Origin of the sequence: Pseudomonas siliginis (assembly GCF_019145195.1) — a bacterium.
GTDB classification, from domain to species: domain Bacteria; phylum Pseudomonadota; class Gammaproteobacteria; order Pseudomonadales; family Pseudomonadaceae; genus Aquipseudomonas; species Aquipseudomonas siliginis.
In genome coordinates this window covers 422,940-446,127 of sequence record NZ_JAHSTW010000003.1, presented here as the reverse complement: position 1 = coordinate 446,127, position 23,188 = coordinate 422,940, and the positions used below count along the sequence as shown (strand labels likewise).

Genomic DNA, 23,188 nt, shown 5'->3' with positions numbered 1-23,188 from the left:
CGTCGAGCCGGGCACACCGCACGGCTCGACATTCAGGGGTTACTTGGAGGCATCACCGATCAGAGCAACACCGGCGGTGTGCTTGATGCTGGTGGCGGTCTTGTCCCAGTTGGTACCGGTCGCCAGCTCGGCGTCGGTCGGAGACTTGCCGCCGGTGGTGGTGTCCCAGGTGTAACCCTTCAGGCCCAAGCCGAAGGTGTAATCGGTTTGGAGCGTGGTTTCGATGCGCTCCTTGCCGTTGGTGGTCTGGACGTTGCTGATGATGTCGCGGCCGTCGTGGACCAGCGCAGCGCCTTGCACCAAGGACAGGATGATTTCCTTGTTCGGGGTGCCGGCCTGCATCAGCGCCGGGGCATCCGTCACAACGGAGATCTTGCCGAGGATGTCCACCACGCGGACGTTGCCCGCTTGGAAAAGCTGCTGCTGATTCGCCAGGTTCTGGCCGACCAACTTGTGGTAGCTGGTGCCCTGCATCACCTGGGTGACCAAGTTCTGACTGGCGTCACCGAACTTCGCATGCGCGTTGTTCAGGCCGGCGTGGGTGATGCCTGCGGTCGCCGACACATCGTTGACTGCGGCGGCTTGGGCGGTGATCGCTGCAACCAGTGCCGCGATCGCAGTGTTCAACTGGTCCTTCAGCAGGATTTCAGCGAACGCGCGGCTCGCGACTTCGATACCTTGCGCAGTTGGGCGCTCCAGCCAGGTCATCTGCGATGGCTCATAGCGGATCGGGCCGAAGCCGCCGGCGACCTTCACCGAAGTGTTCTTCAGCTCGGTCAGGTCAGTGGCAGCAACGGCGGCGTTGGCGCTGTAGCGGTCAACGCGGCGCTGGGCGGCAGCCAGTGTCTGGAAGAACGACTCTTGGAGGAAGTCGCCAGTGAAGCCTTCCGGGGACAGCACAATAGCGCCCCGGCTCGCAGCGTTGAACGCGGCGAGATATTGATCCAGCGTCTCGAGAGTCGCCGGCATGATGTACTCGTTAAAAACCTGCATTTGCGACAGGGACATGAGTTATTTCCTTACGATTGAGGGAGATCTGGGAACCGGCTTGCGATTGCAGCCGTGCGTTCCTCTTTGGTACCGCCGATTTTTCCTTTCGGGGCCCCGCCCCCACCACCTGCACCGCCGGCCCCGCCGCCCGATGCTTTACTGCCCGCGATCAGCGGGGCGAACGCCGCGTCGTTCGCGATTTCTGCTTTCAGCTCATCCAGCGTTGCCGCCGAGAGCTTGCCCTGTGCGTCGAGGACAACCACAACAGGCTTCCCGTCGCGCTGCTCGACGCTCAGACGGCGCTCGATGTGCGGCAACAGGGCTTTTGCACTGCCTTGCACTGCAAGTGCAGAGGCGATGTCAGTAGCGGTACGACCGACAGTCAGATCCCGGATCTGCCCGCTCAGCGTTCCACGCTCCTGCTCCAGCATGCCGTTCAGCTCAGCTTCGCGGCGGGTAAATTTTTCAGTCCAGGAGCGTTCGAGCTCTTCAACGTTGCCGGACTTGCGAGCGGCTTCTTCACGCTCAAGGCGCGCTGCATCTTCAGCTTCGCGTGCCTTCTTCTCTGCGGCTTTCTTCTCGCCGAGCAGCTCATCAACCTTGGCCTTCAGGCCGGATACATCTTCTTGCTGCGGCAGACCTTCAATGCCGAGTACGAACTTGCCGTCCTTCTCGGTGTAAAGAGCGCGCACGGCTTCATCTACCCCTTCCAGGGTATCCAGTTGGAATTTCAGCATTGGTTGTCTCCCAGAGACGTAGGTGCAGGCCCTGCCTGCGAGTGATAGAGATGCTCGACGCCCGAACGGTCGCCGTAGTCAAATGAGCGCTTGCGCGATGGCAGCCGCCTTATTTGATGATTTGGGTTGAGGACGAAGTAATGACAATCGGAGATTGGGCAAACGTAGCGGCAGCATTTGCTGGCGCCATGTCAGCTGGTTTTGCTTTTTTGACTATTCGGAAAAGTGTCAATGAAAGGCGCGATGACCGCTTATTACCCTTTGCAGTCAAGACACTTGAACGTGCGTACGAATCCCTTGTTGGCGATACTCGCGACATCCCACCCAAACCAAATCGACTTGCATGGCTAACAGCAGCGAGGTTGATTGAGGATTACAAAAGAGCAAAGTTGCGCATCCGTGACAAAGTGGCCCTTGAAGAACTTGAAGGCCATGAGGAGCACTGGAGGCACCAGTTTTATCTGGCGCTCGCGCCCCTTGAAAGGTGTCAGCCTGAGTTTTATTCAGGGTCCGACAGAACGACGTTTTTTGACCAAATCCCAAAAGTTACTGCAATTATCATCCATGCCTTCGCAAGCTGGCCGGAACATAAGGTTGACCCACTCGACACCTACAAAAATCCAAAAGACGCAGAAGAACGCCTCGGCGTTAGCAAGATGTGGATAGGGCTTCGTCGCTATCTCGGGATCCTTTAATTTCGCACACTCAATTCAGTCCAGCTCGCTCAAACGCCAGCGGCTCAAGAACCTTCATCTGCAAAAGGGTCAGAGGTGAAAAGTTACGATCAAGCTGCAGCTCGGAGAATCGTTCGATGCTCAGGCCGCCTTCGCGGAACAGCTTGGCGCGGACCGGGCCGATGGCCTTGTCCTGAAACGCTGCCGGTTGTTGCTTGAGCCAGTCGTAGTAGGTGAGGTCTGCCCTCACCTGCTGGGCACCGCCGTCGCCGATGGATGCCCGAGTGGCGTCCTTGGCGAACATCGCGCTGAAGCGAGTCACCGCCACCACCGTCGAGCGGCAGTTGATGTGGATCGGCGGCCGCGGCCCTTCGGTCAGCTTGAAACGGCGCTTGTCGAGCGTCCGGCACTGGCTGGTAGTCTTCGAATCCAGGGTGCTGACCCACTCCACCGACGGCACGACATCAGAGTTCGCTTTCAGCGTCTCCATGCGCGCCTGGGTAGCGACGTGCTGCACCGCCGTCCGCACGATCGAACCGGCATTCCGGTTGGTCGTGGCCAGGACGCCGTCGTTGTACTTCAGCGCCTTGGTGCCGCGAATGTTTTTGATGATCTGGAAGTTGGTTTGGCCTTCGAAGAAGCCCTGCCTGATTGCGCCTGTGAGGCGTTGCCGCTCCGTGGCGGTGAAGCCATCAATGAACGACTTGAGCAGCTTGCCGCCGTCCGCACCGCGCACGCTGAGTGGGCTTGTCAGGATTGCTGCCCTGATTGCCGCAGCACCTGGCACCGCAGCATCGAACGAGACGCCAATCGGTGCCGCCCGGGTCAGGCTAGTTGCCTCAAACTCGGCCTCGTAGTTGGCGATATCCACCAGCTCGAAGTTCAGCTTTTCGCTGTACCGGTCGAAGATGCCCAGCAGCAGGCTGTCGACCTCGCTCAGCAGCCGCTCCAAGCGGGCGACGGTGTAGTCCGTCAGGTCCGCCCGGGTCAGCCGCTCACGAATCGAGCGGTCGATCTCCTTCAGGAAGGGGGCGAACTTCGCCACCTCCCCCGACTTCAGTTGCTCAAGGAAGACGGCGTGCCGAATCGTGGCATCAAGGATCGCTTGGTTTGCCGCCATTTAGATTTGCCTCGTCGTCGTCATCCAGATCCGGCCCGGTGCTTTGTGCTTCGAGTTCACCCCGAATTTCATCGTCCGTCTTCTCTGGGTTGATCACGCCTCGATCCCGCAGGTACTGCCAGAAGTCGCCCTCCGGCAGTTTCCCGCCCTGCACTGCGTTGAACAGCGCCGCCAAGATCGTCGCGTCCAGAGTGATCTGGCTGAAGTCTTGGTTGAGTTTGTAGACCACTTCGCCGGATGCATTCACGAATTCAGCCATCCATTCCAGGCACTGGCTGTAGGCCTCGCTGACGTTGCTGACCACCAGCGACAGAACGCTGTGTTCGGCGGCGCTATCGTTGTCGGCCTGGGTGGCGGTCTTCACCGCGCTACCTCGCTCGATCAGTCGGGCGCCGAGCGACACCATGTCCTGCTTCTTAGCGTCCATGGCTTCCTTCACAAGCGTATTCGGCTCAGGCTGAGCAAACCCGCATGAGCCATTGGCAGGAAGCGTCAGCGGCGCCCTGGACCCCACATAGATGCCATTCGCTTCAAGATGGTCGCGCCATGCTTCGTCCAGTCCGGAGATCCAGAACTGCGGCTGACCAGAGAACCAGACAGAGTCCTCATAGTCCGCGCTGTTGCAGTAGTGACCAATGTTCAGCACCGCCATGTCGTACAGCGGGGCGTCGTCGATGCTGGTGTCGTTGTTTTCGCTGCCAAGGAAGTGGAACGGGATGATCCGCCAAGGCTGGCCCGCGCCACTCAAGGGGGTGAATGGCGGGATAATCATAGCCGTCTGGCTTGCTCCCTCTTCCCACACCTCTTGGGTGTAAACGCCGGCCTCGTCCAGGCGCAGCACTCGGTATTGGGTCACCTTTTCGCTGCCGAAGCCGTCATCGGTGTCGACATCTACGGATTCTTGCAGCACAACCAGGCTCAGCAGATGCTGACCGCCGACCTTACGAGTCTTCCAGTTCCTGATCGACTCAGCCGGGTAGCTCGCAACACTCGCGCGAGCGCGACCCGCCTGCTCGTCCGCCTTGCTCACGGTACCGGCCTGCACCGCGGCGTAGTCCACCAGCAAGCCGTGTCGGCCAACTTCGAGCAGGTGCCCAATGACCGATTGAGACTGTTGGTAAACGCTTACGCCCTGCCCGTCGATATCCGTAGACACGTAATCGAGTGCGCCGGGGACAGTGAGGGTTGGCCAAGTGCGGAACACCGCGCCGACCAAGCTGTGTTTCGTACGCCCCGTAGCGTTGTAGAACACTGCCCGCTGCTTGTAGGACTTGTACCGCTCGACGTTTTCACGGCTGGTGTCGTGATGGTTGGGCTTCGGCAAATACACATCGCCGCGAGCCTTTACAGTCTCGGATCCCTTGCACACGTCGCGCACCAGCCGCCAACGGGACTGTGCCGCGTCGTATTCCGGGCGGGTATAGGTGACGTCTGCCATTAGCGTGCGAATCCCATTTTGATTGATTTGACCGGCTTCCTTGCGCTCTTGGCGACAGCGAAGTACCGGAGGGCGTCGGAGCCGTGAGACGTCCAGTCGTGCAGGGGCTTGTCTTTCCAGCAGCCGCGCTTGTCGTCCCACTCCTTGCGATAGTTCTCAAGGCACGCGATGCCTTCCTCGCATTTCGACTCATCGAAGGCGCACTTGGGCAGGATCTCGCGAGCCTGCTCAATGCCGTCGTTGACGCCGAGCTTGGGAACGACCTGGAACGTCATGCAGTACTTCTGCCCGTCGATGTCGTAGCCCTCACGGGCCAGCTCGCGGCGGGTCTTGGCATCGCTGCCAAACTCGCGGTTGTCGATATCGTGCGGGCCCCAATGCTCGGAGTAGGTGTATCCCTTGTCCTTGAGCACCTTCATGTAATGCCGCAGGCCTTCGCCTGAGTTCTCGTAGTAATCGATGACGTGGTATTGCTCGCCGACCTGACGCACAAACCAGATGGCCGTGGAATCGCCGACGCCGATGTCCCAGAAGGTCATCACCGGCAGGTGACTGTTGTCTGGCAGCGAGCCGATTCGCTGAGCGGCATACAGCTTGGTGAACTGCTGGGCGTAGTAGGCGCCCTCGATCGACTGCTGGAATGCTTCGGCCGGAATCGACGGGTATTCCCGCTTCATGTCGTCGCCGAGGGTCTTCTCCTTGGCGGCGTACCAGGCGCGCTGTCCCGGGTTCGTGTCGATGCCATGCTTGGCGAACAGTTCGTTGAAGTAGTCGGTCAGGCGCTGCGGGATGATCGCATCGGCCGGATCGAGCCAGTAGGCCTTGTTCTTCCACCAGCTGAAGAAGAAGAACTTCCAGTCCAGCTTGCCGAGCGGCGTGCCGGATAGGAGTTGCTTCTCTGCGCTCTGCGAGTAGTCGAAGAAGTAGCCCGCCCGCCCCTCCGCCGTCGATTCAATCGTGACGAAGCAATCGATGGCGACAGCCTCGAAGGCGCCGGTGACGATCTCTCTGGCCTTGTGCGGAAACTTGGCGCAGATCTTCCCGAACTCGGATACGTGCAGATACCGTAGAGTCCCGCCCCGGAAGGACGTGGACACGTAGAGCGATCCGCCTTTGCTGAACACAAGCTCACCAGCAGCATCGTTAGAAGCAGGATTGGCGGCGCGTATCTCTTTAGGCAGGTTGTCGTAGGCATATTTGACCTTCTCCCGGAACAGGCGCTTGGCGTCGTTCAGGGTGTGGGCGATCAGCGCGCACTTGGCCGACTCGAACAGTGCGGCGTCCAGCTGGATGATGCAGCATTCAGTGGTGAAGCCGAGCTGCCGGGCCTTCAGGATGATGTTGCGGGTGTGCATCCCATCGAAGTATTCAATCTGCTCGTCCGTCATCCGGAAGCGGACTTTCTTGCCCTGCTTGTCGGTGATGAAGTAGAGATTGTTCAACCGCCAACGCTTATCCCGGAGCAGCTTCATGTGCTCGGGCTTCATGTCAGGCGTCCTTCGATAGTTCGTCCATCATCTTCGAGAGTTCGTCGGCTTCGTCCGTCTTCTCCTTCTCGTCCAGGCTGTATGCCTGACGCTCCAGAACCTGCAGGTTCTTCATTGCAGAGGAAAGCTGGAACAGTGTTTTGGAATTGCTGGGCAGCGAGACGGCGGCGAGCATTGAGGCTCGGCGCATACCGTTGTTGTCTTCGGAGGTCTCGGCCTCGATGTCTTCTTCGATCTCTTCGCGGCGCTGGATGGTCGACAGCAGATCGTCCATCAGGAGGTTCGCAAGATTCGTCGCCTTGCGAATGTCTCGCCGGTGGCTGCGAACCACCCGGGCGCCTTCCTCAGCGGCCTCTTCGATGATCTCAGCGTCCAGTTCGCAGTTCGCGCCTTGGTCGTTGCGAACCTCTCCGCGAACCAGCTTGCTGCGAACCTCTTTGCGCACCTGGTCAGAAAGGTCTCTCGCCCATCCAAGGGCTTTGGCCTTCTTCCTGATAGCGGTATCGCTCACGCCTTGGCGCTCAGCGATTGTTCTGATGGAAAGCGAACCCGCCCGGTAGGCTCGTTCTATCGCCTCCCAGTCGGGTTGCTTGGTTGTCATGGGGAATCCTTGATTATTGGAACCAGCCAGTGGCCTCTGTGCCACAGCCTCGGCAGAACACAGCGCCGTTCGCTTGGGTTCCACGACGCATGATGAAGAAGTCGTCGGAGCCACAGTTGCACTGGTAGCCCTCCTCTCCCTTGCTCGGGCCATACGGCCGCTTGAACACTCCACGGTGAGAGCTGCAGGACGGGCATTCGAGATTGCGACATCCAGCGGGCGCTACAGCTACCCACTCATGCTTACAGTTCGAGCAGATGGCCTCGCCGGCCGAATGCGGCGCCTCCTGCGGCTTGAACTCGAGAATCTTTCCGGTCATGCCCTTCTCCAGTGTCGCGACACAATTTGCACTCCCGCGAAACGTGTCGCGACCTACTTGCTCTGACTGCGCTTGATCTGCGCGTCGACCTGGTCTGCACAAGTGTCGAGCAGGTTGATGGCTTGGTTCTTCAGTTCCCACAGCTGGCCGTTGTCGGCGAGGTCTTCATCAGCTACCCGCTCACATGGCACCAGTTCAGGGGGCTCGACTCTTACCGCCGCTGTCTTTGTTACCAGTGGCGGCTTTCCCGCGCAGGCCGTCAGGCAGAGGCTGAGCAGCCCAATCACGAACAGGCTTGCTGTTGCGTTTGAGTTCTTCAAAGTTCTTCTCCGCCTTTCTGGCTTTGGCTTGGCTGGCCTGTAACCGCTTGTTCAGGTCTTTCTGGTAATCGGCGTTGCGCTGGGCTTCGGCTCGTAGGGTGGTGATCGTGGCCTGGCTTTCGAGGTTGGCGGCGAGAGCCTCATTCTTGCTCTTGGTCTCAACCTGCACCTCGCCACGCAGGGCGATGACGCGGTACTGCTGAATGCCGACCAACAAGATGCCAACCAAGGCGATGATGAACGCTGTAGCTATCGCTTTCATGCTGAGTCCGCCTTGCGTCCGAGGAACTTGATGATCAGCTCCCGAATCGCGGTAACACCGATGAAACCGATAGTGCCGCCGGCCGCAACCGAAAGACTTGATGGCCAGGCCATCCACTCAATGACGCTACTGGCAGAAAGGCTCAACGATCCGCAGATCATCGCCTCAAGAATCACGCGCCACTTGTTGGCCTCTTTGCCTTCGTAAAGAACGCGCAATAGCGAGACCGTGGACGCCATGATTGCACCCTGCCAAAGCGGGGTACTGAGGACGAGCCAGACCTGCGCCCAGAAGTCAGGATTTTTCTCAGGCATCTTGGACATCCGACTGTCCTCCCCCTCGGGGAGTGAATAAATCCGGCGTCCGCTGCACTCCCAGCTCGGGGCAATGGGTGTGGGGAGCCGAAAACGAAAAAAGCCCCTGCGAATGCAGAGGCCCTGAATAGGTGCGCTCGTCTTTCCGAGCTGTCGGCCAAAGACCATCCCAGCGTCGACGCCCCTTTGCATCGATCTCGCTGTTCCTGTCTCGCGCCACCCTGAAAGCATTGTGAGGTCAGAGTGCGCGGGCTGCCGGCGTTGATCCGTGCGTCGCACTATCCGGCTATCGACGTCCAGGCCTTCCCGAGGGCTGTCCTGGCTACAGGGAAATTCGAGGCATAAAAAAACCCGGCGCAAGGGCCGGGTTTAGTCGAGGCCGAAGCCTCAGATGGAGTGGGGAACTGCGCCAGCAGCGATGCAGCTACACCAGATGGCAGATATCACAATTGCAACAGGCTTGAACAACATTCCAGCGATGTCGGTGATCTCAGTCATCTTACTACCCTCATCCACGAACGAAAAAACTGTCGTGGTCAGCACTTCTGGTGTAACGGAAAGCACGGCCATGAAGACCGCCAGTACAAACAGCAATGTCATCTGGGTAGCTGGTAGAGCTGCCGGAATCGAACCGTCCGCCCCCCGAAGCCATTTTGTCAATCCTCGATACGCGCAGGGATGACACAATGGGATTAATTTCGCTCATTCGCTCACTGATGTCAACAGGCAATCACGCCGCTTGTTCGATCAGCAAACCTTCGCCTCCGAGAATGTCTGCGGCATGTGCCAAAGCCTTGTTCACCAGGTCATCAGCAGCCTTGCCGATATCCTGACGCCATCGGCGGCGAGTTGACTCCGGCGTGCCGTCGTTGTCCCAGGTGTTCATGTCGTAAAAGCTGTCCTTGAGCACGATCATGTCGGCCGATCGGGAGCTGTCACGCTTGACCTTCGCCTGGCCGGCCGCCAGCGCAGCCTTCACCACAGCCTCACGACGCCACTCTGGCGCATCGATCGGGATCTCGACGGATACGGACGTCGCCACCTTCGGTCGCGCGCCCTTCAGCTGCGGGATAGCCCAGGCAGTGGTCGCCTTGAACAGGAACAGCTTCGGCGCCGGCGTGTTGATCTGTGCCTGCATTGCCGCAATGGCTTGCACCTTGCGTCCCTTGTGGGTGCTGTACTTCGCCACCAGCGCATCCCAATGCTTCTGCTCGAGTGCGCTGTGCAGCCGCGCGGATACCCAGCAATCAACCTGAGTGCGGTCGATGCTGTCGGCACCACGGGAACGGACCAGAGTCGCCAGATCGCCGCCCTCATCCTCGTCGGCCGAGTTGTACAGCTTCTGCCACGCCTGCTTGCTGGTGTTGTCGATCGCCTCAGCCGCGAGGGCCGAGACAACTGCGTTCAGAACACTTGGATAGATCATGCTGCAGCCCTCTTCAGTTCGCGGGTCTTGGCCCGGTATTCGGCCTTGATGGTTTTGATTTCTTCGACGGTGTACTTGCAGGGCTCATGAGGCCCTTCAAGCCATGCCACGGTTTCGGCGCCGATGCGCTGCACCAACCGGATGCGGTACTCGACCGCGTTACCGGACAGGTCGCGGTTGCACTTCACGCACTGGCGGTGAATATTCAGCGGCTCTAAGCGCAGCTCCGGACAGGCGCCGACGGATCGGTAGTGGCCGGCGTCCCAGCGGCTGCCCGTCATCAGGTCGTTGTCGTTCGGCATCGAGTCGCAGCTGATGCACGGCAGGTGCGCGTCACGTAGGCGGACGTACTCGTTCACGGCGGCCTGTGCTTCTCGCAGGTGATCCGCCCTGCTCTTCAGTTTGTCCTTGCGCACCTGGATCTCACGGCGGTCGCGCTGGGCGATGGCCTTCCGTGCTTTCTCCATGTGGCGCGGTGCATCAATGGCCGCGCAGGCCGGACTGCAAACCGCCTGCCCCATCCGCGACGGGACGAATGAGGCCCTGCAAGTAGCGACTCGGCACTTCTTCGGTTTGGGCAGCTTCCGTTCAATCGTCATGCGGCCTCCTGGCTCAGCAAATCATCGAAGTACACGCCCTGCGGTGCGAAGCGCGCGACAATGCGATCGGTGTAGGCAATGCCCTGGGAACGATTGAACAGACTGGTCACCGGGAAGCCGTCCGGCCCGAACAAATGGCACTCGCCCATCATGTCCAGCTTCGTTTCGTATGGCAGATGACGCATCACCCGGTACCACTCAGCCTGAAACCCGGCATCCTCGTTCAGAAGGATCTGCACGCCGATGTGCAGCTTGCAGTAGCGCCGGGCTTCAGCCTCATCACCGATCTGGGTCATTTCCGCGATGCGCTTGTACATTGCGAACCACAGCCGGTTCTGGTCTAGCGTGCGGTCCTTGCCCGGGCGCAGCGATACCACGACGAACTTCTTGTCGCGGAACATGGCGCTGAGCCGTGTGATGGCTTCGGAGAGCTTGGCCTGGCAGTTAACGCTGATCTTGTCAGTCATGCCTGAGCCGCCTTGCCAATGGCCGCGTCAAGGATGGAGCGAGCTTCTTCAAGCCCGGCGTACTCGCTCCAGTATTCACGCTCCAGCGCGCCGTCGACGTCGGCGATGGCTTTGCGCAGCGCCTCGTTCTCGGCCTTGAACTGGTCGATCCGTGTGCGCAGCACATCCGCGCGATGGCGGCCAAGTTCGGACGCTTGCACGGTGGACTGCACCCAATCGGTTTTCTCGATCCACTCCGAAAATGCGTACTCGATTTGCCCAAGCCGGTTGTTCTCGGCCAGCAGCTCCAGCGCCACCTCCTCCACGGTCTTTTCCCCGAGGAAGTCCTGCAGAGCCTCGGTGTTGCGCTTCCAGTCTGCACAGTCGGCACGGTACGACGCGGCTTCTGCCCACAGCAGCTTCTGGAGTTTTTGTTTATCGATACTCATTGAGCCGCACTCCTTGCTTCCAATTGTTCGGCCTGCTGAATGAGCAGCGCCCGGCGATCCGCCAGCTCATTGGCTGCCTGAATTCGCATTTCTGTTTTTTCCTCGGCTGATGCTTGGCGCATGGAAAGCATCGAATCCTTCACCGCGGCGAGCCTCTCGCGTAGCTTTGGCGACGGCCTTGCAACCTCACCGGTGAGCAGCGCAACGACGGCCCGACCGTCTTCAGTGACCGGCACGACACTCAAGTCGGCCAGGTACTGCTGAGCGCGCTCCTGAGGGATTCGCTGCATCTGCACGGCCTTGGCGATCGCCTGTGTGCGGCGGTTGGCGTCGAAGCCGACCGACACATGCCAGTTCACTTCCTTGCTGTCCTCCCGGGCCTGCCCCACCAGACGCTCGTAAGCACTGTTGAATGCCATGCGCGCACCGACCTTGTCGCCGGCATCGAGGACAGGTTTCGCGGCTGCCAGCGCGAGCTGAATTTCGTCCGTCAGCACCACGGTTTCGAATTCATCGTTGGTGGTCATCGCGATCGCCCAGGCCTCGTCCTTTCCCGGCCGGCCGTCGGCAATCTGAACCCGCTGAAGAATGTCAGCCATTGCCAACTTGCCCTTCACCTCAAAGCGACAGGCCTTCAGAGCGGCCTTCACAACCGGTACTGGGTAGGCACAGAGATCTTCGGCCATGATCGCCGCGGTGCCTGGGTTCATTTCCTGACCCATGGCCTCAGCGGTGGCGCAGATCGCTGCAGCAAGCCCGGCAACCTGCTGGTCGTTCATTTCAAAGGTATTCATTGCGCTCCCCTGCTTGGCGCTTGGCCAAGACCATTTGCGCGGCCTGCTCGGCGGCGGAAACGTTCGCTTCGGTGCGTTCCATCTGGCGCGCGGTTGTTCCGTTGATGCGCTGCCCGGTCACCCACTGGGTGTGGTAGCTCTCGGCATTGGCCAGCAGCTCGTTGAGGCTGTGGCACTTTCGGAGCACAGCGGCATCGCTGGTTTTCAGGAAGTGAGCCGCGACGTGATGAGCGACATCGGCGCCGAGGCGGTCGACAAGTTGACCGAGCTGGCCACCTACCTTGGCGTTCCACACAGGCCAAGTGCTGTAGCGCTTGCGGTAGGCCATGGCGTAGTTCGCCCACACCTTGTAGGTTTTGCAGGACTGGTCTTTTGGGCCAGGCATGTCAGCGGGAATCTCAACCCGCGGGGCATCGGTGCGATCGACCACGAGAACCAGATTGCGGGCCGGCTTGTCCGGGCTGCCTTGCAAGTCCTGACTGGTATCCTGATTGGTACCCTGATGATTGGTATCCTGATTTGTCGGAGATTTTTCCGACCCTTGTTCGGATTTTTCTCCGACCTTGCTCGGATTTTTTTCCGAGGTAGATCGGATTTTTTTCCGACCTTCGTTATTTGGTGGGGTCGGATATTTTTCCGACCCGTCGAGCTTCTGGTTCCACTCGATCGCCTTCTCGGTCAGGCGGAACAGTGTGATGTTCGAAGTGCTGGAAAGCTCAATAAGACCGGCTTCTTCCAGGGCCTTCAACATGCGGTAAGCAGTGTCTGGTTTGTCAGTGAGCAGCGGCAGCTCCTCGATGATCTTGGCCTTGCTCAGCGCGAAGAAGATCCCGTCGTCAGTCTTGATTGGCTTTGTCCAGCTCGGACAGCCATAGACGAAGGCAAACAGCAGGGCCTGCTGAGAATTCAGCCCCCACTCCAACGCCTTCACCTGATTGATCGTGATGGTGAATTGCATATCAGGCCTTCCCGACCAATTTGGCCAGTTCGAGGAAGCGGTCCACGTACCAGTGAGGCTGTGTCTCGCGTGGGGATTGAGGGCTGGTGAGGTTTTTGCCGTAGGCTAGACCCTTCTCGGTCACCGACCAGAAGTCGACCATTTCCTGCTTGGAGTTTTTGCGCTGGAGTTGCTTGAGGAAGCCCTTGACGGCCAGCGCGCGGTTGAATGCTGCGGGCGCAACGCGGATGCTGTTGTCTTTCAGCAAGGCCGTGGCCGACTTGGTGGGCATCGAAGAGCCGCCGGCGGCATCAGGTGCAGAGTCGACGGCGTAGCTTGGGAGAAATATCGGATCGAGCCCGTTGTTCTGGGCGATCTTGGTGAGCATGGCCATCTGGCAAGATGGCGCGGGCTTCAGCAGGCGCGTGTAGCACTCCATAATGGCGATCTCGCCGACGACCTTGGTGCCATTGAGCAGAACCTGCTCGCGGGCGCCCTGCTGCTGTTCAAGCTCGCGCCACCGGCTAATCACCTTCATGCGCATCGGGGCGCTGTAACCGGTGAGCAGGCAATCGGTGTGCTCGCGATCAAGCATGTACTGGACTTGCTCACGGTTGCGTCCGTCGAGGTAGATGTCCTCAAAATTGAGTGCATCTACTTTCAGGTCTTTGAGCATTGCCAAGATGTCGCGTTTTACATTGTCGTGCCGTTTACCGGTGACGTTGGCGATTTCGCGAGAGGACATAACGGTACGCGACACGTTTTCAGAATCTGCAAAACGTGTCGCGACATGTCCGGTATTGTCCTGTTGTGAGTGTGCGTGCATAATCAGCTCCACTTGTTTTACCGCTATTGAAAAAGCCGACCTCGTACGTCGGCTTTTTTGTGTCTGAAATTCAGGCTGCCTTCACGGACTGCTTGAACAATTCCAAGCTGACGATCACTTCCTCAGCCTCCTTGAGCAGGCTAGTTTTCTCGAGCGAGCAGACTCGACCGTCAGCCTGTGCGTCGAACGCAAGCCGGGTAACGTCAGCAAGATCGGCATGCAGTCGCAGCAGAGCGGCGTTTAGGTTGATTCCTTCCGGCCGCTCCTTCGGGACCAGGTCGAAACCGAACGCCTCCGCCCAAGCCTTTAGCGGGCGGAAGTCTTGGGTAAACTTCATGATCCGGTGCAGCTCTTCCACGTTCATGCGGTGGGTGTCGTAGTCCGGGTTTGCCTTCTGGGAAAGAAGCGTCCGAGATTTAAAGTCCGCGCCCTCGGCGATTTTTTTGGTGCCATGGTCGTCAACCACGTCGTAGATCGCTCTCATCAACTCCTGCATGTCACACCTCGAAAATTGTTACGTGGCTTTGCGCCACCAGCGGCGCGATCATTTGCTCTAGGAACGGCGGACTCGATGTCAGGCGGCAGTTTTCTGAACCGGCAGCTGGCACGGAAATGGACGAACCTCCTCCGCTGTCAGCTTTCCGTCCTCATGTTCAATGACTAGGATTTCCCTGGCCGCCTTCAAAGCTTTTGAAATGGCTGGAGCGCTGACGCCAAGGCCCTTGGCGACAGCGGACTGACCAATTCGCTCAACCAGTTCTGGCAGTGGCGTCTTCTTCATGTCGTTGCCTCAGCAAACTTTGTCAGACCCAATATTAACCGCCGGTTAGTTTTCAAGCAATACCGGCGGTTGCCGCAATAAAATTAACCAACGGTTAAATTTCACGGATGAGCAGAAAGAAAGAGCTGTCCCCAGAACTGAAAGCTGAGTGTGACGCCGCCAAGGCGCTTTTCGTGTCCAAAAAGAACGCACTCGGATTGACCCAGGCGAGTCTTGCGGCGGAGGCTGATATATCGGCCGCTGCGGTAGCGATGTACCTGAACGGAACGAATCCTCTGAACGCCAAGTTCGCGGCGGTTCTATCGCGCCTGCTCGGCGTTCCAGTCGAGCGCTTCAGTAAGCGACTTGCGCGCGAGATCAGCGGGCTGACGAGCGTCGCCGAAGCGCCATCGACTTCGACGCTTTCCGCTGCTGATATGGTCCGCCAGATGCTCGATAACCAGGGCAAAGGGCTTACTGACACAGCCAGACAAAGATTGATGGCAGCCGCTGAAGCAGACGATGCTGGCGGCGCTATCGAGATTGACTACTACCGGCCAGGCGTTATGGGTGATGAGGTATGGATCGCGCACTACGACGTCCGCGCAGCCATGGGCGGCGGCCAGATCCCGCACGACTATCCAGAGATGCTGCAGGATGTTCGAGTAAGCCCCAAGCATTTGCGGGAGATGGGAGTCGAGTTCAAAGAGCATTTCCACCTGAAGATGGTGACCGGTTGGGGCCAGTCTATGGCACCGACGATCAAGCATCGTGATCCGTTGCTGGTCGACATCAGCATTCGAGAATTCGTAGGCGATGGGATCTATATGTTTTCGTGGGAAGGTCATCTCTACATCAAGCGGCTTCAGTGGATAGGCGGCGATCAGATCAAGATGATTTCCGACAACGATCGTCACCCGCCACAAACGATTAGATCGGATGAAACTTTCATACAGGCAAGAGTATTATTGGTCTGGAATGCTCAATTAGTTTGAATGCAGAGATGATGCTGTAACCTACCTGCGCGATGGGCGCGCAAACGCTGAGGATGATGAATTGACTATGGACTTTGTCGCTCGAGACTTTTCTGGATCGAATACCATTACACACAGCGGCATCACGAAGCACTTTAAGAATGTTGAGCCTTGGCATGCACTTGCTGAGTTGGTCTGGAACGGCCTTGACGCTGGAGCAACAACCGTTCAGATAGAGATAGAGAGCACCGAAACAGGGGGGACTGTTTCTGTTACCATTCTCGATAATGGAACTGGCATCAACATTGAGAAACCTGACGAAAACTTCCGTAGATTTAACGACTCCCTCAAAAAAGATTCGTTTGACTCTCATGGATCACAAGGGCGCGGCAGGCTGGCTTTTCACAAAATTTGCCATACTGCGAAATGGTTTACTCGATTTGAAGGTATCGATGCGCGAATTGTAGTTTTGAGCAGCAACCTAAGTGCAGTAGATGGTAAAACAATTCAGCAACACGAGCAGCATACTCTGTTATCTCGGGCCGAATCGGGCACATGTGTTAGTTTAACAAATTTTGATAAGAATCTTCCTACCGATAGCTTTCTAATCAGTGAATTCAGCAAAGAATTCGGCCCACACCTTGTATTGATGCCGGAAAAAACGATCACCATTAACGGCATCAAAATATTACCACTATCGCACACGAAGACTTCCGTAGCCATTAAAACCAACTCTGCGATATTTGACGTAGATTTAGTCCAATGGGACGAGAAGCCCGGGGCGGAGAAATCTTATTTATACTTCATCTCAAGCAAGCTGAAGACAATTTATAAACAGTACAGCAGTCTAAACAAAAAAAGAGACTATTACACCTCGGTATTCATAAAGTCACCGTTCCTCGAGCGCTACGTCAAAGACGACGGCATGCTATCCGAACCATTTACCTCTTTCTTGGCGACTGAAGATTTCAGAATGCTAATACGAGACTTGAATGCATTTCTCAGGCATAGCTACGCGGATTTTTTAGTCAGTAAGGCGCAGGAACAAATAGATGCGTTTGAAAAGGCCGGTGATTTCCCAGATTACGAAGGTCTTGATCACGCCGAATCCAAATGGCGATTGTCCCACGTTAAAGAAATTGTTAAAGCCGTATTAGTTAGAGAGCCTAAGCTATTTGTTGGCGGTAATAAAACACAGCGCCGACTGATTATAAGATTATTAGACAGACTATCAGTTTCAAACGAAAATAGCGGCATATTTGACGTACTCGAAAGTGTACTTAATCTGGATGCCGCAGCCATGACTCAACTTGCAAGCCAATTAAAAAAGACCAAGCTCGATAATATTATTCAAACAATTGAGTTACTGCAGAACCGGGAACTTGCAATATGCCAACTAAAGGAGATCATGAACATTCACTACAAGGATGTTTTAGAGACTCCAGACTTACAAAAAATAATTGAAAACAATACATGGCTTTTCGGTCCTGCTTACGAAATCCTCGGAGCAGAAGAGGCAACATTCACTACCACAGCGAAAAACCTACGATCCAAAATAAAAAACATAAATGAAATCGAGATTGAAGACTTATCGAGCGACGTGACAATTGACGGCGCGAATCGACAAGTAGATTTACTTCTGATTAGAAAAAAACTACAACTTGACGCCCGCGGACGCAAATTCTTTCGCTGCGTAATAGTCGAGATAAAAAGACCAGGTGTATCACTCAAAAATAAGCACCTGCAGCAGCTTGATGAATACGCGTCGATCCTGAGTCACTATCCTGAATTTAATAGCGACCTCACCAAATTTGAATTGATTTTGGTGGGACGAAATATTTCGAAAGAAGCTTACTCGATCCATAGCAGGCTTAAAACCTCAGAGGTATATGGCGAGCCTGGGCTGATCACAAGCGACGACAAAATAAAAACCTACATCAAGACTTGGCCAACTATTTTCGATGAGTTCGATATCAGCAATGAATACTTGCTGGAACGACTGAAAACACAGCGTGCTTCCTTATCATCTTCCTCTAGAGAAGAGTTAGTGGAGAGCTTACAAACTGAAACGACCCAATAACATGAACAGGCCCGCCTTCGTAGCGGGCTTTTTTGTGCATGTCAAAACGGCGCAGACTCGATCTCGCGTTCCATCACCTCCACCGGACGATCGTCATTTACATTCGCATCCCACCTGAGCGTCACTGATTCATCATCATTGAAAGTCATGTCTATGCACTCCGTCTCTGACAACAACCCCATCACCTCCTCCCACTCCCTCTCTCCGTCCGTGTCGAGCCGATGGATCGTCACCCATCGCTGAATCTGCGCGACTGGGTGATTGATCATTGACGAGACGCGTAGCTCAAGACGCTCCAGGCCTGTCATGCCAGCGCTTGCTAGCCGGTTTTGTTGTTGTGCCACTGCCATCTATTTCACTCCTGATAGCTGTATATCCATCCAGTTATGACAAAGCATACCCAATCCTTGCGCAAAGTAAATTAACCGCCGGTATTGACGACAAAGAAACCGCCGGTTAACTTACACCCATCGCAGCGACGCACAGCCACTGCGAAGGGCCTCAACAGACCCGCCGCTCTTTAACAACCAATGCCATGAACGACTACCCGGCCAGTCCGGTTAGGTCACTCCCGGCTCCATCGGTGGGAGGTCAGTAAACCGATGAACAAAACCGTACTTGCCTCTACCGGCGACCGGCGATCCGACAGGCCCGAAAGCCTGCCCACGCGCAGCCCACTGCGACGGCGGACGAGGTGTTGACCGAACTGAGTGAATGACCTGGTAAGCGGGTGCGGAGTAACACGGAATTTTTCACTGATGCACCTGGTGACGGGTGCATTGGGAAAACAACCGGAGAATCACGATGACGCGCAATGAACATGAAGAAATCGAAAGCTACGCACTTGCAGCAATGATTGGACTTGTGTCCTTCGGCGGTGTGTCACCAGAACTCATCCCAAGCAAGGCCTTCGATATCGCGGAGGCGTTCCAGCAAGAAAAGTTGAAGCGCATCGGCGAGAAGCCGCCTTACGACGCGTGACGACCAGCGCCACGACAGCCTGTCGTTAACTGCCCGATCCTCTCTATGAGAGCGCATCGGGGTGTGATCTGAAGCTAAGCCTCGGGCAGCGGATGTGCCAACCGGTTGCCTATAGGGCCACCCCTTCCGCCGAATGCCGGGTGAGCCCCGGCCAGATCACACCCCGATGCGGACGAAGCTGCGGCCTATAACCGCCCACCTGCATGCAGTAACACCAGAGACCGGCGAGCGCCCGCCAAGATGCCAACGGCGCGCATTGGAGGATGACCACCATGAAATAGACGAATGCTTCAACTTGGGTAGCGAAGAAAGCCTGCAGTATTCGCTCGAGACTCCATGAACAGGCAGCGGACAGTAGGCCGTCGATGTCACCGCGCATCGGCCGAATGAGGTAGGCCACCCCAGCGCACGAAGACAACTTGACGCTGCAAACCCGGTCTGTCGCCAGCAGCGAGACCGGGCCACCCTCCCTCCGACCAATCCCGAATGCACTCCCCTCCGCGCCCAACGGCAACCAGCGGAGCGGATGAGTGCATCCGAGTTTTGTTGGATCAACACCCGCCACCACGGAGGCGACCATGGCAACCAGCTATGCAGACAGTGCGCAGGCCCGAGAGTGGGATAGGCGCTACGACGACTGGGGGCGCCCGAAAGCGCCGCAGGTTGAAGACTTCCACGACTACGAAGCCGTGGCGCAAAAACTCACACAGCGTCAGGCGCTGATGGCAGCTCAAGAGCTCGTCGACCGCAAGGCGCGGGCCAAGCGAGTCGCGGCAGCGGTGGTCGCCTACGGCGAATTCTGGGGGCTCAAATGAACATCCAGCAGCGTGACCATCAAACAGCGGTGACCTGGATCGAAGGCGAGATCAGCAACATGATCCGCGACCTCGGCAAGCCCAACGCCAGCGCCGCCGCGACATCCTGCATCACCCTGGCCTTCATGCTTCGTGCCATCGACGACAGCGAGCACCGTCACTACCGCGCTCGCATCGACCAGATCTACGCCACCTACAACGCCACCGCCTCGCAAGGAGCTGCAGCATGACAACCCCTTTGGTGAAATCGCTGGTCGATGAGCAGTTCGACGATATCGAGCGCCGCATCGCGATCCTCGGCTTCGGCCTGCCCTTCAACGAAGTGATCGGTCGCAAGCGCGAGGATCTGGTCGACAGCCTCCCGCAGCGCCTGTCGGTGACAATGAAAGGCGGACGCATCGCGGTGAGGGCTCGGCCATGAATCTCTTGTACTGGTTTCTCGTTGTGATCTTGATTGCCGGTGCCGGCGCCTACGGCATCGTGAAAGACGGCTCGGGCACTTGCCAGGTTCCGCGCTCCACCACCTATCACGTGTTCCGATGACCAGCCGGCAGATGGCCCGCCGCATCCTCATTCGGCGCGGATCGTTCTCCGCTATCGGCATGTTCACCTTCCTGATGCTGCTCAGCGCCCTCGCCGATCGCATCACTCAATAACCCAAGCATTCAATCGCTGCGCATGTCGCGGCAAGGATTTCCCGTGAGCGCAGTAATGAAGCAGGAAGACCAATTGCCTGCGATGTCTGAGGCGGCACTTGTTGAAGTGCTGAGCAACAGCCTCTACCCGGGCGCAGAGAAAAATTCGGTGGTGATGGTGTTGGCTTACTGCCAAGCCGCGCATCTGGACCCAATGCTGAAGCCTGTGCACATCGTGCCGATCTGGAACACCAAAGCGAAAAAGATGCAGGACACGGTAATGCCCGGCATTGGTCTCTATCGCATTCAGGCCGCGCGCACTGGGCAGTACGCAGGGATCAGCGATCCTGAATACGGGCCGCCAATCACCGCAAAGCTGGGCGGCGTGGACGTCACCTATCCAGAGTGGTGCCGGGTGACCGTCAAGCGCCAAATGTCGAACGGCCTCGTTGCCGAGTTCACCGCGAACGAGCGCTGGCTTGAGAACTACGCAACGGCCGGCAAGGACACGATTGCCCCGAACACAATGTGGAAGCGCCGCGCCTTCGCCCAGCTCGCCAAGTGCGCCGAGGCTCAAGCGCTGCGCAAGGCATTCCCTGAGGTCGGATCAGCGCCAACGGCCGACGAGATGGAAGGCAAAACATTCGAAGAGGCGCCGCGCGACGTGAGTCCGCAGAGGCAGCAAGAGCCTGAGCCCGACGCTCTTCCGCCCTACTCCGATGATCTTCTGAAAGAGAACATCGCCAAATGGCAGCCACTGGTTGATGCCAACCGCACCAGCCCAGAACACCTGATCGCGACCATCAGCAGCAAATACACGCTAAGCCCGGACCAGATCGAAAAAATCCAGAACCTCCAAGCCATCGACGGAGACGCAGCATGAAAATTCACAACGTAGCTCAAGGCTCCGCCGAGTGGCACGCATTGCGCGCTCAGCATTTCACCGCCTCCGAGGCACCCGCAATGATGGGTGCTTCGAAGTACCAGACCCGCACCGACCTGCTGACCATGAAGAAAACCGGCATTACGCCGGACGTCACTCAGGCGCAGCAGTACATCTTCGACAAAGGCCATGCAACTGAAGCGCTTGCCCGGCCACTGGTTGAAGTCATGATCGGCGAGGAGCTGTATCCAGTCGTAGGCACCGAAGGCAATCTGCTCGCTTCCATGGATGGCGCGACGATGCTGGGAGAGACCCTTTTCGAGCACAAGCTTTGGAACGAATCATTGGTCGCCCAGGTGAAGGCCGGCGAACTGGATCCTCATTACTACTGGCAGCTTGAGCAGCAACTGCTGGTGAGCGGCGCCGAGCGCGTGATTTTCGTTTGCTCCGACGGCACCACCGAAAACTTTGTGCACATGGAATACCGACCTGTCGCCGGCCGCGCCGCGCAGTTGGTCGAAGGCTGGAAACAGTTCGAGGCCGACCTGGCCATCTTCGAAATGGCCGAGGCGCCGTCGATTATCGTCGGCAAGGCCCCGGACGAGCTGCCAGCGCTACGCATCGAACTGACCGGCATGGTCACCGCGAGCAACCTCAAGGTGTTCGAGGATTCGGCTCTCGCTGTCATCGACTCTGTGAAAACCACGCTGCAGACCGACCAAGACTTTGCCGACGCCAAGAAGGCGGTCAAGTGGTGCGGCGATGTCGAGGAAGCGGTTGCGGTAGCGAAGAAACAAGCGCTCTCCCAAACCCAAAGCATTGACGAGCTTTTCTCGTCTCTTGATCGAATCAGCGCACATGCTCGAGAGACGCGCTTGAAGGTCGACAAGCTCGTTAAGGCTCAAGAGCTGCTGGTGAAGACCAGCATCAAGCAGAAGGCTGAGCAGGCGCTGGCGGATCACGTGGCGGCCATCAATAAAACACTGGGCCGGGTAACGCTGCCAGCGGTTGCTACCGACTTCGCCGGCGCGATGAAGAACAAACGCACCATTGCCAGTCTGCAGGACGCCGTCGGTACCGAGCTGGCTCGAGCAAAAATCGCCGCGAGCCAGTCAGCAGATGCAATTCGCTTGAATTTGACCAGCTTGGCCGAGCTCGCGCCCGACCATGCATTCTTGTTCAACGACATCCAACAGCTTGTTCTGAAGGCCAACGACGACCTGGTCGCGCTGATCAAGGTGCGAATCTCTGAGCACCAGAAGGCTGAAGAGCAAAAAGCCGAGGCGCAGCGCGAGCAGATCCGACAGCAGGAGCTGCAACGGATTGAAGCTGAGGCGAAAGCCAAGGCCCCTGTTGAGCCTGCACCAGTCACCAGTTCAGCACCTGTAAAAGCAGCCTCGCCTGTTCAGTCTGCCTCGAAGCCAGCAGCAGCAACTGCGGCGCCGGCGAACCTGCAGGCCGAAGTGTTCGATCTGGAAGAGCTGATCAAAGCAGTTGCCTACGGCCAAGCGCCTATCTCGGTGCTGACCGTGAGCTGGGAACACCTCGACGCACTGGTCGCCGATCAGGGCAACAAATTCAGCATGGCCGGCGTGAGGCTGGTAAAGGTGGCAGCATGATCAGCAACCACCTCAACCTCGTCGAGCAGCACCGGCCGGACGCCGAATCGATCGCTGAGCGAATCGCGCAGTACCTGGCCGCCGGCGGGCGGATCGACCAACTGAAAAGCCCGCCACGCAATCCGCTGCCACCGCCCCGCTCGAAGAAAATAGACCCTGAAACGGTCCTCAAGCGCCGGCCGAAGCCGATATCGGCGGCCGAACGCAAAGCGCTGCGCAAAATGGCGGACTCGATATGAAGTCGAAACGCAAACCCAACAACGGGTTCGCCCGGGCTGAGCGCAGCTGCCGGGCGCTGCTGCGCACCAACCACGTCGCGGTGGTGAACATCGATCCCAGCGGCAGCCAGATCATGGCGAACTGGAAGAGCTGCAAGCAGATCCGCAGTCTGGCGATCGCCAACGCGATATTTGATTTCTCCTACCGCTGGACGATCTACATCGCCGCCATGTGTCGAGACGAGCGCGGCGCCGAGTACATCAAGTCGGTGGAGATCTCGCCCGAGGGCATCTACGGTCGAGCGCCTGACTGTTGCGATCGAGCATTACTACCTGGATCTGCGCAACAGCGCGAACCCGAACCATCTGGTTGCGTCAGGCTGGATTGCCATTCCCGACCAGATCTCGATGGACGAAGCCCAAGCCGCGAAGCTGTTCTACGCCGCCCGCGCCTGGCATCAGGTGAAGGTAGCAGCGTGAGACG

The 23,188-nt window shown here is 57.6% G+C and carries 31 protein-coding genes and 1 pseudogene; 12 read left to right on the top strand and 20 right to left on the bottom strand.

Annotation, left to right across the window (positions count from 1 at the left end; all coding sequences use genetic code 11):
• Positions 1–39 precede the first annotated feature (39 nt).
• A complete protein-coding gene (locus KVG87_RS09475) occupies positions 40–1,008 on the bottom strand; it encodes a major capsid protein (RefSeq protein WP_217850404.1) in 969 nt (322 codons plus the stop codon).
• 11 nt (positions 1,009–1,019) lie between these two features.
• Positions 1,020–1,727, bottom strand: coding sequence for a hypothetical protein (locus KVG87_RS09470; protein ID WP_099759319.1), 708 nt, complete (start codon positions 1,725–1,727; stop codon positions 1,020–1,022).
• Between the two features lie 140 nt (positions 1,728–1,867).
• Here KVG87_RS09470 and KVG87_RS09465 point away from each other — a divergent pair, with 140 nt between their 5' ends.
• On the top strand, positions 1,868–2,422 hold the full coding sequence (locus tag KVG87_RS09465) for a hypothetical protein (protein WP_217850402.1): 555 nt from the start codon (positions 1,868–1,870) through the stop codon (positions 2,420–2,422).
• A 10-nt stretch (positions 2,423–2,432) separates the two neighbouring features.
• Here KVG87_RS09465 and KVG87_RS09460 read toward each other — a convergent pair whose 3' ends face one another.
• The 17 genes from KVG87_RS09460 to KVG87_RS09380 form a co-directional block, all read right to left on the bottom strand.
• A complete protein-coding gene (locus tag KVG87_RS09460; protein WP_217850400.1) occupies positions 2,433–3,521 on the bottom strand; it encodes a minor capsid protein in 1,089 nt (362 codons plus the stop codon).
• A complete protein-coding gene (locus KVG87_RS09455) occupies positions 3,496–4,959 on the bottom strand; it encodes a DUF4055 domain-containing protein (RefSeq protein WP_217850397.1) in 1,464 nt (487 codons plus the stop codon). Before KVG87_RS09455 ends, KVG87_RS09460 begins: the two co-directional genes overlap by 26 nt.
• Positions 4,959–6,446 carry a terminase large subunit gene (locus tag KVG87_RS09450; protein WP_217850395.1) on the bottom strand — a complete coding sequence of 496 codons (1,488 nt, stop codon included), beginning with the start codon at positions 6,444–6,446 and terminating at the stop codon, positions 4,959–4,961. The genes KVG87_RS09455 and KVG87_RS09450 overlap by 1 nt, the downstream gene beginning before the upstream one ends.
• 1 nt (position 6,447) lies before the next feature.
• Positions 6,448–7,047 (bottom strand): hypothetical protein, encoded by a 600-nt coding sequence (locus KVG87_RS09445; protein ID WP_131671980.1) that lies wholly within the window; start codon positions 7,045–7,047, stop codon positions 6,448–6,450.
• A 372-nt stretch (positions 7,048–7,419) separates the two neighbouring features.
• The gene (locus KVG87_RS09440; RefSeq protein WP_047297581.1) at positions 7,420–7,602 is read right to left on the bottom strand and encodes a hypothetical protein; all 183 of its coding nucleotides are present in this window, start codon (positions 7,600–7,602) and stop codon (positions 7,420–7,422) included.
• Positions 7,562–7,948 carry a hypothetical protein gene (locus KVG87_RS09435; protein ID WP_217850393.1) on the bottom strand — a complete coding sequence of 129 codons (387 nt, stop codon included), beginning with the start codon at positions 7,946–7,948 and terminating at the stop codon, positions 7,562–7,564. The genes KVG87_RS09440 and KVG87_RS09435 overlap by 41 nt, the downstream gene beginning before the upstream one ends.
• Entirely contained in the window at positions 7,945–8,271 is a 327-nt protein-coding gene (locus KVG87_RS09430; RefSeq protein WP_185757852.1) for a phage holin, lambda family, read from the bottom strand. The genes KVG87_RS09435 and KVG87_RS09430 overlap by 4 nt, the downstream gene beginning before the upstream one ends.
• A 378-nt stretch (positions 8,272–8,649) precedes the next feature.
• Positions 8,650–8,832, bottom strand: a complete 183-nt coding sequence (locus KVG87_RS09425; RefSeq protein ID WP_217850391.1) for a hypothetical protein — start codon at positions 8,830–8,832, stop codon at positions 8,650–8,652.
• Between the two features lie 160 nt (positions 8,833–8,992).
• On the bottom strand, positions 8,993–9,688 hold the full coding sequence (locus KVG87_RS09420; RefSeq protein WP_217850389.1) for a hypothetical protein: 696 nt from the start codon (positions 9,686–9,688) through the stop codon (positions 8,993–8,995).
• On the bottom strand, positions 9,685–10,287 hold the full coding sequence (locus KVG87_RS09415) for a recombination protein NinG (protein ID WP_217850387.1): 603 nt from the start codon (positions 10,285–10,287) through the stop codon (positions 9,685–9,687). The genes KVG87_RS09420 and KVG87_RS09415 overlap by 4 nt, the downstream gene beginning before the upstream one ends.
• On the bottom strand, positions 10,284–10,754 hold the full coding sequence (locus KVG87_RS09410; RefSeq protein WP_217850385.1) for a hypothetical protein: 471 nt from the start codon (positions 10,752–10,754) through the stop codon (positions 10,284–10,286). Before KVG87_RS09410 ends, KVG87_RS09415 begins: the two co-directional genes overlap by 4 nt.
• Positions 10,751–11,182: a hypothetical protein gene (locus KVG87_RS09405; RefSeq protein ID WP_217850383.1), complete on the bottom strand. Its 432-nt coding sequence runs from the start codon at positions 11,180–11,182 to the stop codon at positions 10,751–10,753. Before KVG87_RS09405 ends, KVG87_RS09410 begins: the two co-directional genes overlap by 4 nt.
• On the bottom strand, positions 11,179–11,976 hold the full coding sequence (locus KVG87_RS09400) for a hypothetical protein (RefSeq protein ID WP_217850381.1): 798 nt from the start codon (positions 11,974–11,976) through the stop codon (positions 11,179–11,181). The genes KVG87_RS09405 and KVG87_RS09400 overlap by 4 nt, the downstream gene beginning before the upstream one ends.
• Positions 11,963–12,934 (bottom strand): SIR2 family protein, encoded by a 972-nt coding sequence (locus KVG87_RS09395; RefSeq protein ID WP_217850380.1) that lies wholly within the window; start codon positions 12,932–12,934, stop codon positions 11,963–11,965. Before KVG87_RS09395 ends, KVG87_RS09400 begins: the two co-directional genes overlap by 14 nt.
• A 1-nt stretch (position 12,935) precedes the next feature.
• Positions 12,936–13,658 carry a Rha family transcriptional regulator gene (locus KVG87_RS09390; protein ID WP_217850478.1) on the bottom strand — a complete coding sequence of 241 codons (723 nt, stop codon included), beginning with the start codon at positions 13,656–13,658 and terminating at the stop codon, positions 12,936–12,938.
• Between the two features lie 151 nt (positions 13,659–13,809).
• A complete protein-coding gene (locus tag KVG87_RS09385; RefSeq protein ID WP_217850377.1) occupies positions 13,810–14,235 on the bottom strand; it encodes a phage regulatory CII family protein in 426 nt (141 codons plus the stop codon).
• Between the two features lie 78 nt (positions 14,236–14,313).
• Positions 14,314–14,520: a Cro/CI family transcriptional regulator gene (locus KVG87_RS09380; RefSeq protein ID WP_034152713.1), complete on the bottom strand. Its 207-nt coding sequence runs from the start codon at positions 14,518–14,520 to the stop codon at positions 14,314–14,316.
• A gap of 107 nt (positions 14,521–14,627) precedes the next feature.
• Between KVG87_RS09380 and KVG87_RS09375 the strand changes: the two genes are divergently transcribed.
• Entirely contained in the window at positions 14,628–15,494 is an 867-nt protein-coding gene (locus KVG87_RS09375; protein WP_217850375.1) for a S24 family peptidase, read from the top strand.
• Between the two features lie 67 nt (positions 15,495–15,561).
• On the top strand, positions 15,562–17,553 hold the full coding sequence (locus tag KVG87_RS09370; protein WP_225930832.1) for an ATP-binding protein: 1,992 nt from the start codon (positions 15,562–15,564) through the stop codon (positions 17,551–17,553).
• 41 nt (positions 17,554–17,594) lie between these two features.
• Here KVG87_RS09370 and KVG87_RS09365 read toward each other — a convergent pair whose 3' ends face one another.
• Complete coding sequence (locus KVG87_RS09365) at positions 17,595–17,903, bottom strand: DUF1654 domain-containing protein (RefSeq protein ID WP_225930815.1); 309 nt, start codon at positions 17,901–17,903, stop codon at positions 17,595–17,597.
• 454 nt (positions 17,904–18,357) lie between these two features.
• Between KVG87_RS09365 and KVG87_RS09360 the strand changes: the two genes are divergently transcribed.
• The 9 genes and pseudogenes from KVG87_RS09360 to KVG87_RS09325 all read left to right on the top strand — a co-directional run bounded on the left by KVG87_RS09360 (position 18,358) and on the right by KVG87_RS09325 (position 23,184).
• A complete protein-coding gene (locus KVG87_RS09360; protein WP_217850371.1) occupies positions 18,358–18,534 on the top strand; it encodes a hypothetical protein in 177 nt (58 codons plus the stop codon).
• Positions 18,535–19,112: 578 nt separating this feature from the next.
• Positions 19,113–19,349, top strand: coding sequence for a hypothetical protein (locus KVG87_RS09355; protein WP_217850369.1), 237 nt, complete (start codon positions 19,113–19,115; stop codon positions 19,347–19,349).
• Positions 19,346–19,579 carry a hypothetical protein gene (locus KVG87_RS09350; RefSeq protein ID WP_083352044.1) on the top strand — a complete coding sequence of 78 codons (234 nt, stop codon included), beginning with the start codon at positions 19,346–19,348 and terminating at the stop codon, positions 19,577–19,579. Before KVG87_RS09355 ends, KVG87_RS09350 begins: the two co-directional genes overlap by 4 nt.
• On the top strand, positions 19,576–19,770 hold the full coding sequence (locus KVG87_RS09345) for a hypothetical protein (RefSeq protein ID WP_217850367.1): 195 nt from the start codon (positions 19,576–19,578) through the stop codon (positions 19,768–19,770). Before KVG87_RS09350 ends, KVG87_RS09345 begins: the two co-directional genes overlap by 4 nt.
• On the top strand, positions 19,767–19,892 hold the full coding sequence (locus KVG87_RS26015; RefSeq protein ID WP_264082211.1) for a hypothetical protein: 126 nt from the start codon (positions 19,767–19,769) through the stop codon (positions 19,890–19,892). The genes KVG87_RS09345 and KVG87_RS26015 overlap by 4 nt, the downstream gene beginning before the upstream one ends.
• A gap of 168 nt (positions 19,893–20,060) precedes the next feature.
• Complete coding sequence (bet, locus tag KVG87_RS09340) at positions 20,061–20,867, top strand: phage recombination protein Bet (RefSeq protein ID WP_217850364.1); 807 nt, start codon at positions 20,061–20,063, stop codon at positions 20,865–20,867.
• Positions 20,864–22,486, top strand: a complete 1,623-nt coding sequence (locus KVG87_RS09335) for a YqaJ viral recombinase family protein (RefSeq protein ID WP_217850362.1) — start codon at positions 20,864–20,866, stop codon at positions 22,484–22,486. Before bet ends, KVG87_RS09335 begins: the two co-directional genes overlap by 4 nt.
• Positions 22,483–22,725, top strand: coding sequence for a hypothetical protein (locus tag KVG87_RS09330; RefSeq protein WP_217850360.1), 243 nt, complete (start codon positions 22,483–22,485; stop codon positions 22,723–22,725). The genes KVG87_RS09335 and KVG87_RS09330 overlap by 4 nt, the downstream gene beginning before the upstream one ends.
• Positions 22,722–23,184: pseudogene (locus KVG87_RS09325) on the top strand (hypothetical protein). Before KVG87_RS09330 ends, KVG87_RS09325 begins: the two are co-directional and overlap by 4 nt.
• Positions 23,185–23,188: the final 4 nt, after the last annotated feature.